Genomic DNA, 19,735 nt, shown 5'->3' with positions numbered 1-19,735 from the left:
TTAAAATCCTCCTAAAATATTTGTTTTTTATGATAATATATAAATATTAAATTTATATATAATTATTAAATTAAACTCTAACTTCGTTAGCATTATTATCTATTAAATCAATATTTTTTTCAAGAATAGGTTTTATAATTTCATTGATAAATTCTTCTGTTTGTTCAGGAGATCTTCCAACAAAATTTTTAGCATCCATAATAGAAGATAATTCTTCAAAAGTTAGACCAAAAGATTTATCATTAGCAATTCTTTCTAATAAATCATTAGGTTTTCCTTCAGACTTAACAACACGTCCAGCTGCCATTGAATGAATTCTTATTTTTTCATGTAATTCTTGTCTATTTCCTCCAGCTTTAACAGCATCCATCATTATATTTTCAGTAGCCATGAATGGAAGCTCAGCATTTAAGTGTTTTTCAATAACTTTAGGATAAACTACAAGACCATCAACTATATTTCTATATAAAGTTAAAATAGCATCAACACATAAAAAAGCTTCAGGAACACTAATTCTTTTATTTGCAGAATCATCTAGAGTTCTTTCAAACCATTGAGTTGAAGCAGTAATAGCTGGATTGATAGCATCTGCAATGACATAACGAGCAAGAGAACCAATACGTTCACTTCTCATAGGGTTTCTTTTGTAAGCCATAGCAGAAGAACCGATTTGAGATTTTTCAAAAGGTTCTTCAATTTCTTTTAAATGTTGAAGTAGTCTAATATCATTACTAAATTTAAAAGATGATTGAGCAATACTACTTAGAATATTAAGAATTTGACTATCTAATTTTCTAGGATAAGTTTGTCCAGAGACAGCAAAATAAGAATCAAATCCCATTTTTTTAGCAATAATAGGATCTATTTTTTTTACTTTTTCATGATTACCATCAAATAATTCTAAAAAACTAGCTTGAGTTCCAGTAGTTCCTTTTGATCCAAGTAATTTTGCTTTAGATAGTTGATAATCTAAATCTTCTAAATCCATTAAAAGATCTTGTAACCAAAGAGTTGCCCTTTTACCAACAGTTGTTGTTTGAGCTGGTTGAAAATGAGTAAATCCTAAAGTTGGAAGATCTTTATATTCTAAACAAAACTTAGAAAGTTCATTAATAACATTAATAAGTTGTTTTTTGATAAGTCTTAATCCTTGAGTCATAATAATTATATCAGTATTATCCCCAACATAGCAACTTGTTGCTCCAAGATGAATAATAGGCATAGCTGATTTCGCTTGAGATCCAAAAGCAAAAACATGACTCATAACATCATGTCTAACTATTTTTTCTCTTGCTTCAGCAATTTCATAGTTTATATCATCTTGATATTTTTTCATTTCATTTATTTGTTCTTCAGTTATATTTAGTCCTAGTTCTTTTTCAGTTTCGGCTAAAGCAATCCACAATTTACGCCAAGTTTTAAATTTATTATCTTGAGAAAAAATATAACTCATTTCTTTACTAGCATAACGTGAATTTAAAGGATTTATGTATTTCGACTTCATTATTTTCGGCCTCCTCAGGTAAATAATCTGGAATTTCTGCAGGGTAGTTTCCAGAGAAACAAGCATCACAGAAATTACAGTTAGAATTTGTAATAATATTTAATTTATTTAATGATAAATATCCAAGACTGTCTAAGTTAGATATTTTTGCAATTTCATCTACAGAGTGTTTACAAGCAATTAAATCTTTCTTTGAAGGAATATCAGTTCCATAATAACATGGCCATAAGAAAGGAGGAGAACTAATTCTCATATGAATTTCTTTTGCTCCTGCTTCTCTAAGTAATTTAACTAATCTCTTGATAGTTGTTCCTCTAACAATAGAATCATCAACAATAATTACCTTCTTATCTTTAACACTTTCTTTTAAAACATTTAATTTAACTTTAACACCATTTTCTCTTTTTGTTTGTGTAGGACTAATAAAAGTTCTACCTACATATTTATTTTTAACAAGTCCAATTCCATAAGGAATATTACTTTCTTCAGCGTATCCAATTGCAGCAGCTATTCCGCTATCAGGAACTCCAATAACAATATCTCCCTCAATAGGATGTTCTTTAGCTAATTCTCTACCTATATTTTTTCTAGCTTCATAGACACTGATTCCATTAATATATGTATCAGGTCTAGCAAAATATATATATTCAAAAATACATATAGAAGATTTAAATTTATTACAATGAGTTTTAATAGAAGTAATTCCATTCTCATCAATAACCACAATCTCTCCTGGTTCAATATCTCTTATAAATTTAGCTCCAACAGCATCAAGAGAACAAGTCTCTGATGATAAAACATAAGAATTATTTAATTTTCCAAGAACTAAAGGTCTAAATCCATGAGGATCTCTACAACCAATTAATTTTTTAGGACTCATTACAACTAAAGAATAAGATCCTTCAACAACTTCCATCATTTTACTAACAGCATTTTCGATGGAAGGATTAATAACTCTTTGTCTAGCAATTATATTTGCGATAACTTCTGAATCGATAGAGGTTTGAAAGATGAAACCTTCACTTTCAAATTTAGCTCTCAATTTATATGCATTAGTTAGATTTCCGTTATGACTTATTCCTAAGGCACCTTTTAAATATTTAGAAACAAGAGGTTGAGCATTTTGACGAATACTTCCCCCAGCAGTAGAATATCTAACGTGTCCAATAGCAATCTTTCCAGTTAACTTATCTAAAATTTCATCATTAAAGACATCAGGAACTAATCCCATATCTTTATATTGTTTAACTAATTGATTATCCATTACGGCAATACCACAGCTTTCTTGTCCTCTATGTTGAAGAGAAAAAAGACCATAGTAAGCAATTCTTCCTGAATCAGTAGAATCGTTATTAAAAATTCCAAAAACGCCACATTCTTCTTTTAATCTATCTTCATGCATATGTATTAGCCTCCTAAAATTATACTATTTAGAAATTCTTTTAAAAATTTCTTCGTAAGCTTCAACAACATTTCCTAAATCTCTACGGAAACGATCTTTATCTAATTTTTCATTAGTTTCAGAATCCCAAAGTCTACAAGTATCTGGAGACATTTCATCAGCTAGAATAACTCTATTTTCAAAACGGCCAAATTCAATTTTGAAGTCGATAAGGTTAATATTTCTTTTACTATAAAAATCTTTCATTAATTCGTTTATTTTTAAAGCTTGTTCAGATATAAAATCAAGCTCTTCTTTTTTAGCAATTCCAATAGCAAGTATTTGCATATTGTTAATCATAGGATCTCCAAGTTCATCATTTTTATATGAGAATTCAACAATTGGATTAAGTAAAGGAGTTCCTTCTTTAATTCCAAATTTTTTCGAAAAACTTCCAGCAGCAACGTTTCTAATAATTACTTCAAGTGGAATTATTTCAACTTTTTTTACAAGAGTTTCTCTGTCACTAAGTTCTTTTACAAGATGGTTTTCTATACCTTTATCAGCAAGATACTTAAAGATAATATTTGTCATTTTATTATTAACAATACCTTTGTTAAGAATACTACCTTTTTTTAAACCATTAAATGCAGTAGCATCATCTTTGTAATCAACTATAAATTGATTTTCAATATCAGTTTTAAATACTTTTTTTGCTTTTCCTTCATACACCATGTCAAGTTTTTGCATTTTATATCCTCCTAAATTATTTGAATACAAACTATAAAAATGTTACACCAACAAATCTAAAAAAAAAGTTTTTACGATGTATTTTACACTAAAAAAGTATAAAATACAATACAAAATTGGGAAATAAAAAAAACTCTTTAATTAATTAAAGAGTTTTAAATAATTTACTTTTCAGAAATAGAAGTAATACCAGGAAGCTGTTTACCTTCTAAATATTCTAAAGAAGCTCCCCCACCAGTTGAAATATGCGTGAATTGGCTAGCATAACCAAGTTGCATAGCAGCAGCAGCAGAATCTCCCCCACCAATTATAGTAGTAGAATTTTCTAAATTAGCAATAGCTTCACAAACTCCGATAGTTCCTTTTGCATAATTAGGCATTTCAAAAACACCCATAGGACCATTCCATACGACAGTTTTTGCATCAGAAATTTCTTTAGAGAATAATTCTATAGTGGCAGCTCCAATATCTAACCCCATTTCATCTTCAGGAATATTATCAATAGATACAGTTGAATGAGCAGCGTCATTACTAAATTCTTTAGAAACTACAGTATCTATTGGAAGAATTAATTTACCATTAGCTTTTTCTAATAAAGATTTAGCTAACTCTATTTTATCTTCTTCAACCATAGATTTTCCAGTGTTTTTTCCTAAAGCTCTCAAGAAAGTGAACATCATAGCTCCACCAACTAAAATTTTATCTGCTTTAGTTAAAAGATTTTCAATAACTCCAATTTTGTCAGAAACCTTAGCTCCTCCTAAAATAGCAACTAAAGGTGTAGCGGGATTATCTACAGCTCCTCCAATAAATTTAATTTCTTTTTCCATAAGAAAACCAGCAGCTGACTTTCCTTCTCCAATATTAGCAGCGATTCCAATATTAGACGCATGTGCTCTGTGAGCTGTACCAAAAGCATCATTAACAAATAAGTCTCCTAAAGAAGCCCAGTATTTCCCAAGTTCAGGATTATTTTTAGATTCTTTTTTACCATCTAAATCTTCAAATCTAGTGTTTTCAAACATTAAAATCTCACCAGATTTTAATTCCTCAATAGCTTTTTCTAATTCAAGACCTCTAGTAGTAGGAACAAATTTAACTTCCTTTTCTAAAAGTTCAGAAAGTCTTTCAGAAGCAGGTTTAATAGATTTGCTAACTAAATCTTCTTCAGTTTTAACTTTTCCTAAGTGGGAAAAAGCAATAACTTTTCCTCCGTTTTCAAGAATATATTTTATAGTAGGAAGAGCCGCAACAATTCTATTGTCATTTGTTATTTTTCCATCTTTCATAGGAACATTGAAATCGACTCTAATAAGTACTTTTTTATCTTTTAAATTTAAATCAGTAACTATTTGCTTTGCCATTTAAACCTCCATATATTTTTAAGTTCAAATAGCGGAACCGATTAAGGTCCCGCTATTCGTTTATAAATAAATTATTATTATTTAGATAATTCTACAACTTTTTTAAGAGTTCTAACTAATTGAGAAGTATAAGACATTTCATTGTCATACCAAGCAACAGTTTTAACTAACTGCTTTCCACCAACAGTTATAACTTTTGTTTGAGTTGCATCGAATAGAGAACCAAAGTTCATTCCAATTATATCAACTGATACGATAGGCTCTTCGTTATATCCAAAAGATTCATTAGCAGCAGCTTTCATTGCAGCGTTAATTTCTTCAGCAGTAACTTCTTTTTCAAGAACTGTAGTAAGTTCAGTTAAAGATCCAGTAACTACAGGAACTCTTTGAGCAGCTCCGTCTAATTTACCAGCTAAATCAGGAATAACTAAAGATATAGCTTTAGCAGCTCCAGTTGATGCAGGAATAATACTTGCAGCAGCAGCTCTTGCTCTTCTTAAATCTCCTTTTCTATGTGGTCCATCTAATGTATTTTGGTCATTTGTATAAGCATGAATAGTTGTCATTAATCCTTCAACAATTCCAAAGTTATCATTTAAAACTTTAGCCATAGGTGCTAAACAGTTTGTAGTACAAGAAGCTCCAGAAATAACATTTTCATCACCAGTTAAGATATCATCATTTACATTGTAAACAACTGTTGGTAAATCATTTCCAGCTGGTGCAGAGATAACAACTTTTTTAGCTCCTGCTTTGATATGAGCTTCAGATTTATCTTTACTAGCAAAGAATCCAGTACATTCTAAAACAACGTCTACTCCTAAGTCTCCCCATGGTAAATCTGCAGGATTTGCTTGAGCGAAAACTTTAATTTCGTTTCCATTAACAACAAATGCATCTTCTTTAACCTCTATAGTTCCATCAAATCTTCCTTGAGATGAATCATATTTAAATAAGTGTGCTAACATTTTAGCATCTGTTAAGTCATTAATTGCTACAACCTCAAATTCAGGGTTTTTAGTCATTAATCTTAATGCTAATCTACCTATTCTTCCAAATCCGTTAATTGCTACTTTAACTGCCATTTAAAATCCTCCTTAAAAATTATATAAATTTATATTATGTTAAAATTTAAACTTAATTATATTGATATTATAGCATCTCTAGTTTTTTTGTCAATTTTCATACAGATTAAAATTGACCATTTTTTTGGTTATTAATTGATATTTAGAAAATCTTTCATATCTTTAGGTAACTTGGCAAAAAATGTTTGTTTTTTATTAGAATCTAAATTATTAATAACTAATTGAAAAGCATGAAGAAATTGACGATTTACAGGCTGTTCTTCAGGACCATATAAGGAATCTCCAATGATAGGGAAGCCTTCAAGAGATAAATGAACTCTTATTTGGTGAGTCCTTCCAGTAAAAAGTTGTATTTTAAGTAAGGAAACATTTTTTTCTTTAAATCTTTTTATTACAGTAACTTTAGTTTTAGCAGTTTGTCCTCCATTTTTAACAGAAAGTTCTTGTCTTTTGATATTGTCTTCAATTCTACCAATGGGTCTTTCAATAATAAATTCATCTTTTTCAATAATCCCACTTACAATTGCAAGATAATATTTTTCAACTTTGATTTTATTTTTATTTTGTAAAAAAGCTTGAGAGAAAGCATTTTTAGTTACAACTATAATACCGGTTGTATCCATATCTAATCTATTGAAAAATCTAGGAACAAAAGATAGCCCACTAGATTCAATAAAATAATTTACAATTCCATTAGCTAATGTTTTATCAACTTTTTTTTGAGTAGGATGAACAATTAAATGAGGAGGTTTATTCAAAATTAATAAATCATTATCTTCATGAATAATATCTAATTCCATTTTAATAGGTTGAATATTGGTTCCTTTCTTTAATTCAGCAACAATTAATTTATCCTTAGTTTTAATCTTTTTTTTAAGTTTTACTTTTTTTCCATTTAAATAAATATCAGAGTTTCTTAAGTTTCGAGTAGAATATCCTATAACTTCTTTTAAGAAATAACCAACAGTTGAATCGTTATATTTTTTATCAATAATAAATTTTTTCATTATAATTTCCTTTTTATTTTTTATAATATTATACCATGTAATTAAAAAAAAATGTTTAGGAAAAAAATTATAACTTTGTTCAGAAAAAATCTTGTTTTTTACAAAAAGAACATAAAGGATTTAAGGAAACTGTTTGATTAAAAATTAATCTTTATTTTTTTATATAGATATGTTAACCTATTTAATATAGGTATAAGTAATAAAATAAAATAGAGTATATTTTAAGGAGGAAATTATGGCAAAAAGAATTATTAACACACCAAAAGCTCCAGCAGCATTAGGACCTTATTCACAAGCAGTAGAGGTAAATGGAACTCTTTATATTTCAGGGCAAATACCATTTGTTCCAGAAACTATGACATTAGTATCTGAGGATGTTAAAGATCAAACAAGACAATCTTTAGAAAATTTAAAAGCAATATTAGACGAAGCAGGTTATTCTTTTAAAGATGTTGTAAAAGCTTCTTGTTTTATTAAAGATATGAATGATTTTGGAGCTATAAACGAAGTTTACGCAGAATATTTAGGAGAAGTAAAACCAGCAAGAGCATGTGTAGAAGTTGCTAGATTACCAAAAGATGTTAAAGTTGAAATAGAATTAATAGCAGTTAAATAAAAAAACTACAGATTATTAATGTAGATTTTAAAAGTTAAAGATTTTTAGAGTAGGAATTTATATTTCTACTCTATTTTTTATTAGACTATTAATCTGGTTTTAAGAGATATAAAATTAGAAATTAATTATTTTATTTAAGATAATTAAAAATAAAAAAGTTAGAAAAAAATTAGAAATACAAATTAGAGAAGATATTAAAAAATTCTTGAATTTATTATTTGTAATAAGAAATAAATTTCTAATATAAAACATATTTAAGGTACCAAAAGCAATTCCAATAGATCCGTATAGGAAAAGGACAAGAGATGGAAATAAGAAAAGAAATGTGAGAGGAGAAAACTCAGGAATAATATTTTTTTAAATTTCATTATCTATGAATAATTTTGGAGAAGTTAAGATAAAATCTTTTAATTTTAAACTTCGATTATTATTATTGTCTGAAATCTTTACTTTGCCCCATTTTAATTTTAAGATTTCATTGTTATATATAATTTTAATGCCCAGTAAATTAACCTGAAGAATTAAATTTTTATTTATAAAATCAGGAGGATTAACTAAATAATTCATAAAAATCCTCCTTTTTATTTAATTTGTAATTTTTCAATATGGTTACATATTTCTTTAGCATATTTTTTTGAAAAAAGAACAGCTTTATTTTTATTTCTAACTCCAAAACCACGAGTAATACATAAAGTTCTAACAGTATAAGTTAAATTTTTATTTGTAAAAATATCAATATAAATGGAAGTTATAAAACCTTTAATAAAACCAAAAGAATGTATTTCTTTTTTAATAATATCATTAATATTTATTTTAAAAAAACTTAATTTTTTATCTAAAACAATAATAAAAAGAATTTTTTTTAAATCATCAATACCTACAGTAATATAATTACAATCCCACCTTTTTGAAATTGTATAACCATTTTGTTTTAATTCGTCTATTTTTTTATTTCTTTTTTTAAGATGTCTAACTTTGGTATTTAGGTTAGAAAAAAATATAGTTAATAAGATAAATATTCCAAAAAAAGAAAAAACAATAATGTAATCTTTCATAAAGTCCCTCCAATAAGACAAGTTAATATAATAAATTTAAGTAAAAGAATATTAGACTAATATGTATATATGTATAAATAAAAAAATAAAAGATAATTTTATCTTTTATTTTTTTATTGATTTTATACACTTTTCACAAAGTCCTTTAAAGTAAAGATGAGTTTCGTTCACTTTAAAATTTTCAAGATTTGAAGAATGTAGAAGATTATTTTCTAAAAATACATCACAAACCTTACCACAGTTTTCACATTTAAAATGACCATGTGTAGAAGTATTTACATCATATCTTGTTTCAGTTTCTTCTATTACCAATTTTTGAATAATATTTTTTTGTATAAATAAATTTAAAGTATTATAAACAGTAGTTTTTGATAATGTAGGGATTTCAGGACACAAGTTTTTATAAATAGTATCAACTGTAGGATGAATTCTATTTTCAAATAAAAAAGAATAAATTTTTAATCTTTGGTAAGAAGGCTTTATTCCGTGATTTTTAAGAAATAAACCAACATCATAAGAATTGTTTGTTATTGAATTCATATTTGACCCCCTTTTAATTTGTAATCATTATAATTATAAATTAAATTCATATTAAAGTAAAGAAAAATATTTAAACTAAATTCTTTTCCATAATAAACCTATGAATACCATTATCATATTCGTCTTTCTTTAAACAAGTTATATGAAAATTCTTTTTTTTATAAAGTGAAATAGCTTTTGTATTTTTAGGATCAACAGTTAAAGAAATTTTCTTGATTTGTTTTTTAAAGAAATAGTTTTCACAAAAATCTAATAGAGATTTAGCAATTCCTTTATTTTGATAGAGATTATGTATTGAAATTCCATATAAAAAAGCATGAGGACAGTCGAAAGAAATTAAAAATTCAGCGGCTCCAATAACTTTTTCATTTTCAAGAGCAACAAAAACTTTTCCAAATTTTACAAGAGGTTTTAATATCCATAAATCAACTCCCCCTAATTTACCAAAAGTTGATTTTTCCATCTCAACAATTTCATTAATATATTTAATTTCATTAATAGAAATTTCTTTAATAATCATAAAATCTTCTCCTCTTAATAATCTATTTTAACTAAATATAATCCGAAAGGATCAGCAACTTCAATTTTTCTATTTATATGAGGTTCCTTTAATAAAAGTTCTATATAGTTCGATGGTTTTCTATTAAAATAGACGTCTAAAGCAACTCCTATAATAATTCTAATCTGTGTTTTTAAAAAAGCATTACCTTCTATAAAGATAGATAAAGTATTGGAATCATTTAAAGATGTATTAATTTTAAAAATTTCTCTTATACTAGTTTTATTATTTTCATCTTTGAGTCTAAAATTATTAAAATCATGAGTCCCAATAAGAGGTTTTAAAATATTATAAAATTTATTAGGATCAATCTTTTTGGGGATATAAGTTTTATATCTTCTTAAAAAAACATCTTTTTCCCAAGTTATTAGATATTCGTAAGCTCTTTTTTTAGCTAAATAACGAGAATGAAAATTTAGAGCAACTTCTTCAATATCAAATATATCAATATCATTTGGGATAATATTATTTAATGCACGTTTTAAATTTTTTATAGGAATATTAATTCCAGGTTTAACTAAAAAATTAGAAACTTGTTTTCTGGCATGAACTCCTCGATCAGTTCTTCCAGAAGTTATTAAATTAATCTTATCTTTTAAAATTAAATTTAATGCTTTTTCTATCTCACCTTGTACAGTTCTTTTTTTTGGTTGTCTTTGAAATCCAAAAAAACAACTACCATCATAAGAATATGAAATTTTAATGTTTCTCATTAGAAATTCTCCTTAATTATTTTTTCAACAGTTAAATGTATATTTTTCTTAAAATTAAGATCTTTATTTTTTAAATTAATAGGGGCATCAATAGTTACAGATACTTTTTTATTTAAACTGATAAAAGGACTATTTTTTCTTTGAATATCAAAAGTTCCATTAATAGTAACAGGAATAATAATGCTTTTACTATCTAAAGGAAGTTTGAAACTCCCTTTTTTAAATTTAGTTATTTTGCCTGTAGTACTTCTTTCTCCTTCAGGAAAAATAACAGTAGGATAACCAGAATTAACTATGGAAACAGCTTGTTTAATACTTTTAATTCCTTCTCTAGCATTTTTACGATTTAAGAAAATATAATTTCCTCTTTTCATCCATCTAGAAAAAAATGGCCATGTTTCCATTTCTTTTTTTGCAACAAATCCAATATCAAACTCTTTAAAAACAGACAATAAAACAGGAATATCAAAGTTACTTTGGTGATTTGCAATAATAACAATATTCTGTTTCTTATCTAAAGTATTAAGATTAAAGTTGTTTTTATATTTAATATTAACCTTGATATTTAAAATTTTAAGAAGAGAAACACTCATTTCTCTTAAGTAAATACGAGCTTTTCTAATTTTAGTATCCTTATTTTTTAAAAATAAAAAAGGAAAAAAACAAATTTCTTTATAAATAAAAATAAACAAAATAAACAAAAACGAAAAAATAATACCTAACATAAATCCTCCTATAATTCATCAATAACTTTTTTAATATTTTGATATTCAAAGCCTTTTCTCATAAGAGTTTGAATTTTTTTATAATTATCTTTATTTTTCATTTGTAGCCATCTTTTTTTGATTTCTTCAAATTCATGAGAGGTATTTTCATTTAGTAAATTATTAACTATAGTTCTATCAATACCTTTTATAATTAAATGGTATTCTAATTTTTTTCTTCCCCAATGTATATGGGTGTTAATAAAACCTTTAGCAAATCGTGAATCATCTAAATAACACCTGTCATTTAATAAAGAGATTATGTCTGTTATTATAGTAGGTTCTTTGTATTTTGTCAAAAGTTTTATTTCTATTTCCTTGGTTCCGTAATCTCTTTTTTCAAGTAGCCAGTAAGAAAAAGAAAGAGCAGATTCTTTTAAAAGTTTTAAATATAAATCATTTTCTATAAAAATATCTTCTTTTAAATTAAGTTGATAAATTTTTTTTTTAGGAATTGAAAAAGAAATGTTGTTTTCAAAATAAAGTTTACTATTTTGTATTTTTATTATCTTCATCTAAAATTTCCCCAGTTTCAGAATCAATAACTTCTTCAACAGGATTTAAAGCTTTTTTTAAATCGTCATAAATTTTATTTAATAAATCAGGTTCATTTTCAAGCCTATTTTTAACATTTTCTTTTCCTTGACCTAAACGAATATCTCCATAACTAAACCATGCTCCAGATTTAGCTACAACATCAGCTTTGATGGCAGCATCTAAAATTTCGCCCACTTTTGAAATTCCTTTTCCATACATAATTTGGAAAGCAGCTTCTTTGAAAGGTGGAGCTATTTTATTTTTAGTTACTTTAACAATAACTTCATTACCGATAATTTCATCACTTTGTTTAACAGATCCAATTCTTTTAATTTCTAAACGAACAGAAGAATAGAATTTTAAAGCTCTTCCTCCTGTAGTTGTAGTTTGAGGACCAAATCCAAATCCGCCTATTTTTTCTCTGATTTGGTTTATAAATATAAGAGTAGTTTTAGATTTGTTTAAAGTTCCTGTTAATTTTCTAAGAGCCTTAGACATTAGTCTAGCTTGTAATCCCATTTGTTGATCACTCATTTCACCATCTATTTCAGCTTTAGGAACAAGAGCAGCAACAGAATCGACAACAATAACATCAATAGCTGCAGAACGGACTAACATATCAGCTATTTCTAAAGCCTGTTCTCCATAGTCTGGTTGTGAAATTAACAATTCATCAATATCAACTCCAAGAGCCTTAGCATACTTAGGATCAAGAGCATGTTCAGCATCTATAAAAGCAACAACTCCGTCTAGCTTTTGAGCTTCAGCGATAATATGTAAAGCAAGGGTTGTTTTACCAGAACTTTCAGCACCATATATTTCAACTATTCTTCCTCTAGGAACTCCTCCAAGGCCAAGAGCATTATCTAAATTCATACTTCCCGTAGGAATAACATCAATGTTCATAGCAACATTTTGTCCTAATTTCATAATAGAACCTTCACCAAAATCTTTTGTAATTTGTTTCATTGCAGATTCAAGAGCTTTATTTTTATCTAAAGAACTATTTTTTTTTGTAGCCATCATTAAACCTCCTTAATTAAATAAAATCTTTTTCTATTTTTTTGAAAATTAAATTTGCAGTAATGTTTTTCATACATTTAAAATGTTTTTTTGGACATTTGGCATCTCCATGTAAACTACAAGGAGAGCACTCAATATTACTATAGATTAATCTATTTTGTTTATCAAATTCAAACATACCAGGATCAGTAGGTCCAAAAATAGCATAAGTTGGACACTTAACTCCTCTAGAAATATGAAAAGGACCAGAATCGTTTGTTATAAGTAATTTAGAAACAGAAAGTAAAGCACCACTTTCTTTTAAAGAAAGTTTTCCAGCAAGATTAATACAATTATTTTCACTTATTTCATTAATTTTTTTGCAACGAGAAGAATCAACGTTTCCACCAATCAGAATAGTTTTAATTTGATATTTTTCATAAAGCATTTTAGCTAACATCCCAAAACCTTCAATAGTCCATTTTTTAGTTTCCTTAGAAGCTCCTGGAGCCATAACAAAACAAGAACTGTATTTAGAAACATTTTTTAAATCGTTTTTAGAAAATGAAAATGTCAAGTCTTCGTAGTCATACTTTAAATCCAAAAAATGAAAAGGTTTAAAATAATTTTTAATAATAGTATCATCAGCATGATATTTAATAATTCTTAATTTAACTAAAATAGATTTCCAAAGTTTTCTTTTTGGATAAATTAAAACTTTAGAATTAATATTTTTAGAAATAATAAACGATCTTAATTTATTATGTAAATCAAAAACATAATCATAATTATTTTTAGAAAGTTCTTTGCCAAAATGAATTAGATTTTTCAAAGAATCATGTTTATTTTTATCGAAAACAATTAAATTATCTATATATGGTAGTTCCGATATAGATTCTTTAAAGTTTTTCATAACTAAAAAATCAATAGTAATATTAGGGTATTTAATTTTTAATTGTTTTAAAATAGGCGTAGTTAATATAATATCACCTATAGAACTAAGTCTTATTATCAATATTTTCACAATTTATTTCCTTTCTAATTTTTATTTCTTATTTTTTTTCTAAAGCTTCCCCACCAATGCAAATAACTATTTAAAAATTTAGCTCCTTTATAAAAAATAGTATTTTTATTAAAGTAATTTTTTAAATTTTTATTACAACTTTCTTCAAGATAAATAAATTCATAAGCAGCTCCAAATTTACCATATATATTTTTAGAAAATTTACTATCAATTAAAAAAACTTTATTTTTAGAAATCATAAAATTAGTTAACTGGGAGTCTCCATGTAAAAAACCAGAGGAATGAATTTTATGTAAAGTATCAACAACTGACTTTAAATCATTTAAAGAAGATTCTTTTCCATGAATATATTCTAAAACTAAAAAAGAATGAAAAGTTATTCCAAACTTTTTATTTTCTACAGCAAAAAAAGGCTGAGGAGAATTAAAACCTAGTTTTCTGATATTTTCTAAATTTTTAAACTCTCGTTGACTTTCTCCTCCTCTAAATAAGGATAAAAATCTTTGCCACTTTCTTGTGTTTTTTTCTTTTGGAATTTTTAAAATATAATTTTTATTATTTATTGAAATTAGTTGAACTAAACTTCTTTTATCATTTTTTAAAGTTTTAAGAATTTTAAAATTTTTATTTTTAAATTCTAGATAAAGATCTTTTGATTTTTTGTCAGAATAAATATAATTTGTATTTTTAATCATATAAATCAAACCCTAAATAATTAATAATTTTATTAAAGACTTTATCTGGTGTTATAGATTTCATACATTTAAAATGTTTTTCAGGGCAAGAGTTTCCTCCATGAATTCCACAAGGGCGACACTCTAAATTTTTTGTTTCAAAAATTTCACTATTTAGACTCCAAGGGAAAAATCCAAATTCTTTAATTGTTGGACCAAAAATAGCAAAAATACGAGGTTTTTTAAAAGCAGATGCAATATGAATAGGAGAAGAATCATTAGTTACTACAATATCAGATCTCTTAAGAATTTCAGCTAATTCAAGTAAAGAGGTCTTTCCTCTCAAATCAATAATATGTTTAGAGGAAATAGATAAATTAGTTTCTTCAGGGCCTCCTAAAACAAGTACTTTAATATTCTTATATTTTTTAAAATTATTGATTAAAATATTGAAATATTCAATGGGCCATTGTTTTGTAAACCATTTACTTCCAGGATTTATAGAAACAACTTTAAAATCATTAAGATTATATTTTTGCCATATAGAGTCAGCAAACTCTATATCTTTTTTACCTGGGAATAACTCAATATCATATCTTTTTTTATTAGTTTTTTCACAGTTGATAAAAGAAAGTAATTTTTCAACTTCATGTTTTTTTTTGTCATAGTGTATTTTTTCACTAAAAAGGAAAGCTCCTGCAGCAATATCATATCCTTTTCTTATAGGAGAACGAGATAACCAAGCTAAAATAGAACTTCTTAAGTATCTATGAGGAGTAATTACCATATTAAAATTTTCATATCTTAAACGTTTTCCAAGATCCCAAATTCCATTTAAACCTTTGTGTTTTCCTTTTTTATCATAAATAATTATATTGTTTAGGTTAGGATTGTTTTTTAAAATTTCAGCTCCAATAGGAGTTGTAACATAAGTAATTGAACAATTTTCATAACTTTGTTTAATTTTTTTTATAAGAGGTGTTGATAAGACAATATCTCCTATAAAAGCTGTATGTATTATTAATATTCTCATCAGATTCACCTACTTTTAGTTGTTTAATTTTTCTTCTAATGAAGATAAAATAATAGATTCAATTTTTTCATTATAAGAAGAAAATAATTTATTTTTTTTAGAATATTTTTCTTTTGTAGATTTATTGATTTCATCAGGAATAATATAGGTTACATTTGGATTATTAAAAGTTCCCCACCTAATAGGATGTTGTGTTTTTTTATTAGGATAAAGAGCAACAATATCTTTTTTCAGTGCCCCTGCAATATGAGTAGGTCCAGTAGATCCCCCAAGAAAAACTTTAGATTTTTCAATAACAGCTGCTAAATTTAAGATAGATCCTCCATTAGCAAATAGAAAAATATTTTTTCTATTAATAAGAGAAATAATTTTTTCACCTCGTTCTTCTTCAGAAATATGGCATGTCAAAATAATATCAATATCCGGAATAAGATCATAAATTTTTTGTAATAAGTTAACATATTGGTAATCACTTATATTTTTTGCAGATCCTCCCATAAAAGGATTAACAACAAGAGATTTGTTACCAATATTATTATTTTTATAAAACATGTTTGCAACACTTAAATTTTCCTCTGTAAGTATTAGAGCATTGTTAATTTCAAAATTGTCATTATATCTTTCAGGACTTAATTTATAAATTAAATCTAGATTATATTCAGCTTCATTTTTAATAGATTTAGATCTTTTTTGGAAGACTCCTTTATTAAAAGTAAAGAAAGAAGAAATTTTAGAAATAGGGCCAATTTTATATTTAGCTTTACTAGCTTTAGCCAATTTAGATATAAAATTATTATTATACAAAGCTATAAATACATCAGCTTCAAAGTATTTTATTTTTTCTAATAATGTTTCTTGGCGATAATCATCAATTTTTAAGATTCTATCAATATAAGGTAGATTTTTTAAAATTTCATAATTATAATTTCTTACCAAAACAATCAATTCTGCATCAGGAAACATTTTTTTTGTCATAAAAAAACTGGGTATAGATAAAATTAAATCTCCAATTTTATCAGTTCTAGAAATTATTATTTTTTTTATATTTTTACTATTCATTATTTTCTCCTTGGTTCAATTAAAAATAATATTTATTTTTTAATGTAGGTATTATTTTTATAAATTTCTCTTAGTTTAAAATATTTAACCATAGAGTACATTGCGCTAGAAGTTGCAATCATTAATCCTTCTATGCCATCAAGAAAACCTAATCTTAAAACATACATTTTTATAAATTTATATATAGGATTAAAAATAATTTGAAGACAAGAAGCTTTTTTTCCTCGAGAATAATACTCTAAAGCTCCTTCAGTAGTATAGCGATTAAATTTATTAAAATAATCTTCTAAAGAAATATAACTGTGGTGATAGATATCTTCTTTTAAAGAAAAAACTTTCTTATTAGTTATGAATTCTTCGTGAACAGTATTGTTATTAAATAAACCAGCTCCATTTCTAAAAAGTCTTATTCTATAAGAATTACTCCAACCTCCGTGTTTTAATTTTTTGCCAAAACACACAGAGGTAAAATTTATTTTAAAAACTTCTTCTTTTAAAGAATTTTTTTTAATTTTTCTAATTTTATTGATTAGATTATTTGAAAGTTCTTCATCTGCATCAATATTTAAAATCCAGTCGCAAGAACATTTTTTTATTGCTGAGTTTCTTTGTGGTCCATATCCTTTCCAAGTTTCAGAAAAAAACTTGGCATTAAACTCAAGAGCAATATTTTTAGTATTGTCAGTAGATCCGCTATCAACTATAATAATTTCATCTGCAATAGATGAAATAGCGGAGAGAGTTTTGGTTAATATTTTTTCTTCATTAAATGTAATTATAGCTACAGATAAGCTCATATTTTCCTCCTAAGTTTAAGAAAGCCATCCATATAACTTTCCTAATAGTAAGTTTCTATTTATAAAAAGATTAAGCTTAAATTTACTAGGTGTAAATTTTCTAAGTTCGATTCTTCTTATCATATTCCAGTTAGGGGAATATGAGTTAGTTCCTTTCTTTGTTGATATAAAACCTTTTATACCAAGAGATTTTAATAAAGTTATAGATTCTTTATCTCGATGTCCCCAAGGCCAGCAGAAAAAGAGAACCGGTTTATTTAGATGTTCTTCAATTAATGTCTTATTAATTAAAAAATCTTCTTTAATACGATTTTCTGCTTCTAAAGAGGTTTCATAAATAAAATAATCTTTTTTATATTTATTTATAAAATCATTCCCAAGTTTTTTTAATTCTTTTTTATCTTTATCAATTAATTTATTATTATAAAAATTTTCAAACAAGTTAAAAAATTCAGGTTCAATAAGAATACCTTTTCCAGAGTATTCTCCTCTTTTAGGAAATTTAGGAAAACCTTTTTTAATATTATGATATAAAAAAGTATCAGTACAATCGTTTTCATTTTCTAAAAAAATATCTTCTAACTGATCTTTTTTAAAAATAGCCATATGTTTGTGAGAATGAGCTTGAAAATCAACTAAACCACTTTTAGACATTTCCTTTATTTGTTCCCAACTTAAATATTGATCACTTTGAGCATTCCCCAGAGATAAAAAGTTTTTAATAGCCTCGTTATTTGCAATATTATTTAATTTTATTTCAATATTTTTACAATTATGTTTTTCTTTTATATAGAAAGTATTAAGAAATATAGTAGCTTTCATGTTATATTTTTTTAAAAGAGGAAAAACATATAAGTAGTTATCAATGTAGCCATCATCTAGAGTAATAAGCATAGAGTTTTTAATATTTTTATTGTTATAGTATTCTGAAATAGTAATAGGATTCATTTTATTTTCTTTTAAAATTTTAAGATGCTTTTCAAACAATTCAGGGGTAACATTAGATAAGTTGTTAACTTGGTGATAAAGAAAAATAGGAACTCCTTTTTTATGAAAAAAAAGAATTAAAAATATTACTGATATTATTAAAATTAACATAAAATTCTCCTAATTAAATATACTTGTAGATAAGAATAAATTATCTACAATACCAATTATATCAAATAAATCATTTTTTATAAAGAAATATCTAAAATATAAATAAATCTAAATGTTATAAAGTTTTTTTCCTTTTTCATATTGATTTTTAAACCAGTTTCTTAACTCTAAAGGTTCTAAAATTTCTACATCACTAAAAAAATAAGAAAAATATCTTTTTCCTTGTTCTAAGGAACATTCAAATTTATAAATTAAGTTGTTACTTTCCAAGATTTTTGGTCTATTAGTTTTTAATTTTTCAAATGTTTTTAGACCTTCTTGTGAAAATCGAACAACTATATAATTATTTATAGAAAGAAAAGGATTAAAGTTTTTAACAACTTGGCCAATAAAATCTGTATTTTTAATTGTTCTTTCTTTAGTAGAAATATAGACATTTTTAATATTTCTAATTAAAAAATTTTTAAAATTTTTCTCAGACTCATCATAAGAGAATAAATAATTTTTTAATTCTAGTTCTGAAGAGGCAACTAAAAATGGAGATATTCTTTTTTTAGATTTATCTTGAAAAGTTAAAATTATTTGTTTATTATTTTTGATAGCGTATTTTATTCTATTTATTAATTCTTTAAAAATAAATAATTCTCTATTTTTCTTAGATTTTACAGCGTAAGCTATAATTATATTTCTAAAAAATTTTGCTTCTATTTGTATATTATTATCTAATAAAAAACTATAATAATTTTCTAAATTATTTTTATTTAAACTAAATTGAATAATTTTTTTATTATTAGCACTGCTATAATTAGAATTAAATTTTAAACTTTTATAATTTTCGAAAAGATAGTTGTATAAAAAGTTTTGACTAACTTTAAAATCTTCAGCATCATTTTTTATAATGTCAAATATATCAATTGGAAGCGTTACTCTTATTTTCTTTTCCATAAAATCTCCTGATAAAATTATTATTTAAGATAAATTCATTATAACATAAAAAAGAATTAAAAAAGACTAGAGAATATAATCTCTAGCCTTTTTATTATTATCAATATACATATCTATGTATATTAAATTTATTTGATTATTTCAGAAACAACTCCTGAAGCAACTGTTCTTCCACCTTCTCTGATAGCGAATCTTAATCCTTGTTCCATTGCGATTGCATGGATTAAT

23 protein-coding genes are annotated in these 19,735 nt (G+C 25.5%); 1 reads left to right on the top strand and 22 read right to left on the bottom strand.

Features of this window, described 5'->3' with window-relative positions; all coding sequences use genetic code 11:
• Positions 1-70 precede the first annotated feature (70 nt).
• The 6 genes from purB to Q7K47_00090 form a co-directional block, all read right to left on the bottom strand.
• On the bottom strand, positions 71-1,504 hold the full coding sequence (gene purB, locus Q7K47_00115) for an adenylosuccinate lyase (protein ID MDP0505608.1): 1,434 nt from the start codon (positions 1,502-1,504) through the stop codon (positions 71-73).
• Positions 1,461-2,906: an amidophosphoribosyltransferase gene (gene purF, locus Q7K47_00110; protein ID MDP0505607.1), complete on the bottom strand. Its 1,446-nt coding sequence runs from the start codon at positions 2,904-2,906 to the stop codon at positions 1,461-1,463. The genes purB and purF overlap by 44 nt, the downstream gene beginning before the upstream one ends.
• Before the next feature lie 24 nt (positions 2,907-2,930).
• The gene (locus tag Q7K47_00105; protein ID MDP0505606.1) at positions 2,931-3,635 is read right to left on the bottom strand and encodes a phosphoribosylaminoimidazolesuccinocarboxamide synthase; all 705 of its coding nucleotides are present in this window, start codon (positions 3,633-3,635) and stop codon (positions 2,931-2,933) included.
• A 164-nt stretch (positions 3,636-3,799) separates the two neighbouring features.
• Entirely contained in the window at positions 3,800-4,999 is a 1,200-nt protein-coding gene (locus Q7K47_00100) for a phosphoglycerate kinase (protein ID MDP0505605.1), read from the bottom strand.
• A 77-nt stretch (positions 5,000-5,076) separates the two neighbouring features.
• Complete coding sequence (gene gap, locus Q7K47_00095) at positions 5,077-6,084, bottom strand: type I glyceraldehyde-3-phosphate dehydrogenase (GenBank protein MDP0505604.1); 1,008 nt, start codon at positions 6,082-6,084, stop codon at positions 5,077-5,079.
• A 131-nt stretch (positions 6,085-6,215) separates the two neighbouring features.
• Entirely contained in the window at positions 6,216-7,091 is an 876-nt protein-coding gene (locus Q7K47_00090) for an RluA family pseudouridine synthase (protein ID MDP0505603.1), read from the bottom strand.
• Between the two features lie 235 nt (positions 7,092-7,326).
• On the opposite strand from Q7K47_00090, the gene Q7K47_00085 reads away from it, so the two are divergent.
• Positions 7,327-7,707, top strand: a complete 381-nt coding sequence (locus tag Q7K47_00085) for a RidA family protein (protein ID MDP0505602.1) — start codon at positions 7,327-7,329, stop codon at positions 7,705-7,707.
• 357 nt (positions 7,708-8,064) lie between these two features.
• Here the strand turns inward: Q7K47_00085 and Q7K47_00080 are convergent, their stop codons facing one another.
• The 16 genes from Q7K47_00080 to Q7K47_00005 all read right to left on the bottom strand — a co-directional run.
• Positions 8,065-8,274, bottom strand: a complete 210-nt coding sequence (locus Q7K47_00080) for a hypothetical protein (GenBank protein MDP0505601.1) — start codon at positions 8,272-8,274, stop codon at positions 8,065-8,067.
• Positions 8,275-8,288: 14 nt separating this feature from the next.
• A complete protein-coding gene (locus Q7K47_00075; protein ID MDP0505600.1) occupies positions 8,289-8,762 on the bottom strand; it encodes a hypothetical protein in 474 nt (157 codons plus the stop codon).
• Positions 8,763-8,867: 105 nt separating this feature from the next.
• Entirely contained in the window at positions 8,868-9,302 is a 435-nt protein-coding gene (locus Q7K47_00070) for a transcriptional repressor (GenBank protein MDP0505599.1), read from the bottom strand.
• A gap of 70 nt (positions 9,303-9,372) precedes the next feature.
• Positions 9,373-9,822, bottom strand: coding sequence for a GNAT family N-acetyltransferase (locus tag Q7K47_00065; protein MDP0505598.1), 450 nt, complete (start codon positions 9,820-9,822; stop codon positions 9,373-9,375).
• Between the two features lie 14 nt (positions 9,823-9,836).
• Positions 9,837-10,574 (bottom strand): tRNA pseudouridine(38-40) synthase TruA, encoded by a 738-nt coding sequence (gene truA / locus Q7K47_00060; GenBank protein ID MDP0505597.1) that lies wholly within the window; start codon positions 10,572-10,574, stop codon positions 9,837-9,839.
• The gene (locus Q7K47_00055) at positions 10,574-11,299 is read right to left on the bottom strand and encodes a lysophospholipid acyltransferase family protein (GenBank protein MDP0505596.1); all 726 of its coding nucleotides are present in this window, start codon (positions 11,297-11,299) and stop codon (positions 10,574-10,576) included. Before Q7K47_00055 ends, truA begins: the two co-directional genes overlap by 1 nt.
• Before the next feature lie 8 nt (positions 11,300-11,307).
• A complete protein-coding gene (locus tag Q7K47_00050; GenBank protein MDP0505595.1) occupies positions 11,308-11,853 on the bottom strand; it encodes a RecX family transcriptional regulator in 546 nt (181 codons plus the stop codon).
• The gene (gene recA / locus Q7K47_00045; protein MDP0505594.1) at positions 11,828-12,898 is read right to left on the bottom strand and encodes a recombinase RecA; all 1,071 of its coding nucleotides are present in this window, start codon (positions 12,896-12,898) and stop codon (positions 11,828-11,830) included. The genes Q7K47_00050 and recA overlap by 26 nt, the downstream gene beginning before the upstream one ends.
• A 16-nt stretch (positions 12,899-12,914) precedes the next feature.
• Complete coding sequence (locus Q7K47_00040; GenBank protein ID MDP0505593.1) at positions 12,915-13,901, bottom strand: glycosyltransferase family 9 protein; 987 nt, start codon at positions 13,899-13,901, stop codon at positions 12,915-12,917.
• A 14-nt stretch (positions 13,902-13,915) separates the two neighbouring features.
• The gene (locus tag Q7K47_00035; protein ID MDP0505592.1) at positions 13,916-14,596 is read right to left on the bottom strand and encodes a lipopolysaccharide core heptose(II) kinase RfaY; all 681 of its coding nucleotides are present in this window, start codon (positions 14,594-14,596) and stop codon (positions 13,916-13,918) included.
• Entirely contained in the window at positions 14,589-15,608 is a 1,020-nt protein-coding gene (locus tag Q7K47_00030; GenBank protein MDP0505591.1) for a glycosyltransferase family 9 protein, read from the bottom strand. Before Q7K47_00030 ends, Q7K47_00035 begins: the two co-directional genes overlap by 8 nt.
• Positions 15,609-15,623: 15 nt before the next feature.
• Positions 15,624-16,667, bottom strand: a complete 1,044-nt coding sequence (locus Q7K47_00025; GenBank protein ID MDP0505590.1) for a glycosyltransferase family 9 protein — start codon at positions 16,665-16,667, stop codon at positions 15,624-15,626.
• Between the two features lie 32 nt (positions 16,668-16,699).
• Positions 16,700-17,464, bottom strand: coding sequence for a glycosyltransferase family 2 protein (locus tag Q7K47_00020; protein ID MDP0505589.1), 765 nt, complete (start codon positions 17,462-17,464; stop codon positions 16,700-16,702).
• Positions 17,465-17,479: 15 nt separating this feature from the next.
• Positions 17,480-18,562, bottom strand: a complete 1,083-nt coding sequence (locus Q7K47_00015; GenBank protein ID MDP0505588.1) for a polysaccharide deacetylase family protein — start codon at positions 18,560-18,562, stop codon at positions 17,480-17,482.
• Positions 18,563-18,670: 108 nt separating this feature from the next.
• A complete protein-coding gene (locus Q7K47_00010; protein ID MDP0505587.1) occupies positions 18,671-19,507 on the bottom strand; it encodes a WYL domain-containing protein in 837 nt (278 codons plus the stop codon).
• A gap of 128 nt (positions 19,508-19,635) precedes the next feature.
• Positions 19,636-19,735, bottom strand: a 100-nt coding sequence (locus Q7K47_00005; protein MDP0505586.1) for a hypothetical protein, incomplete at its 5' end; no start/stop codon positions are given.

The organism is Fusobacterium sp. JB019, from assembly GCA_030673965.1.
In the GTDB taxonomy this organism is placed as follows: Bacteria; Fusobacteriota; Fusobacteriia; order Fusobacteriales; family Fusobacteriaceae; genus Fusobacterium_B.
This window is presented reverse-complemented; position numbering and strand designations above follow the sequence as displayed.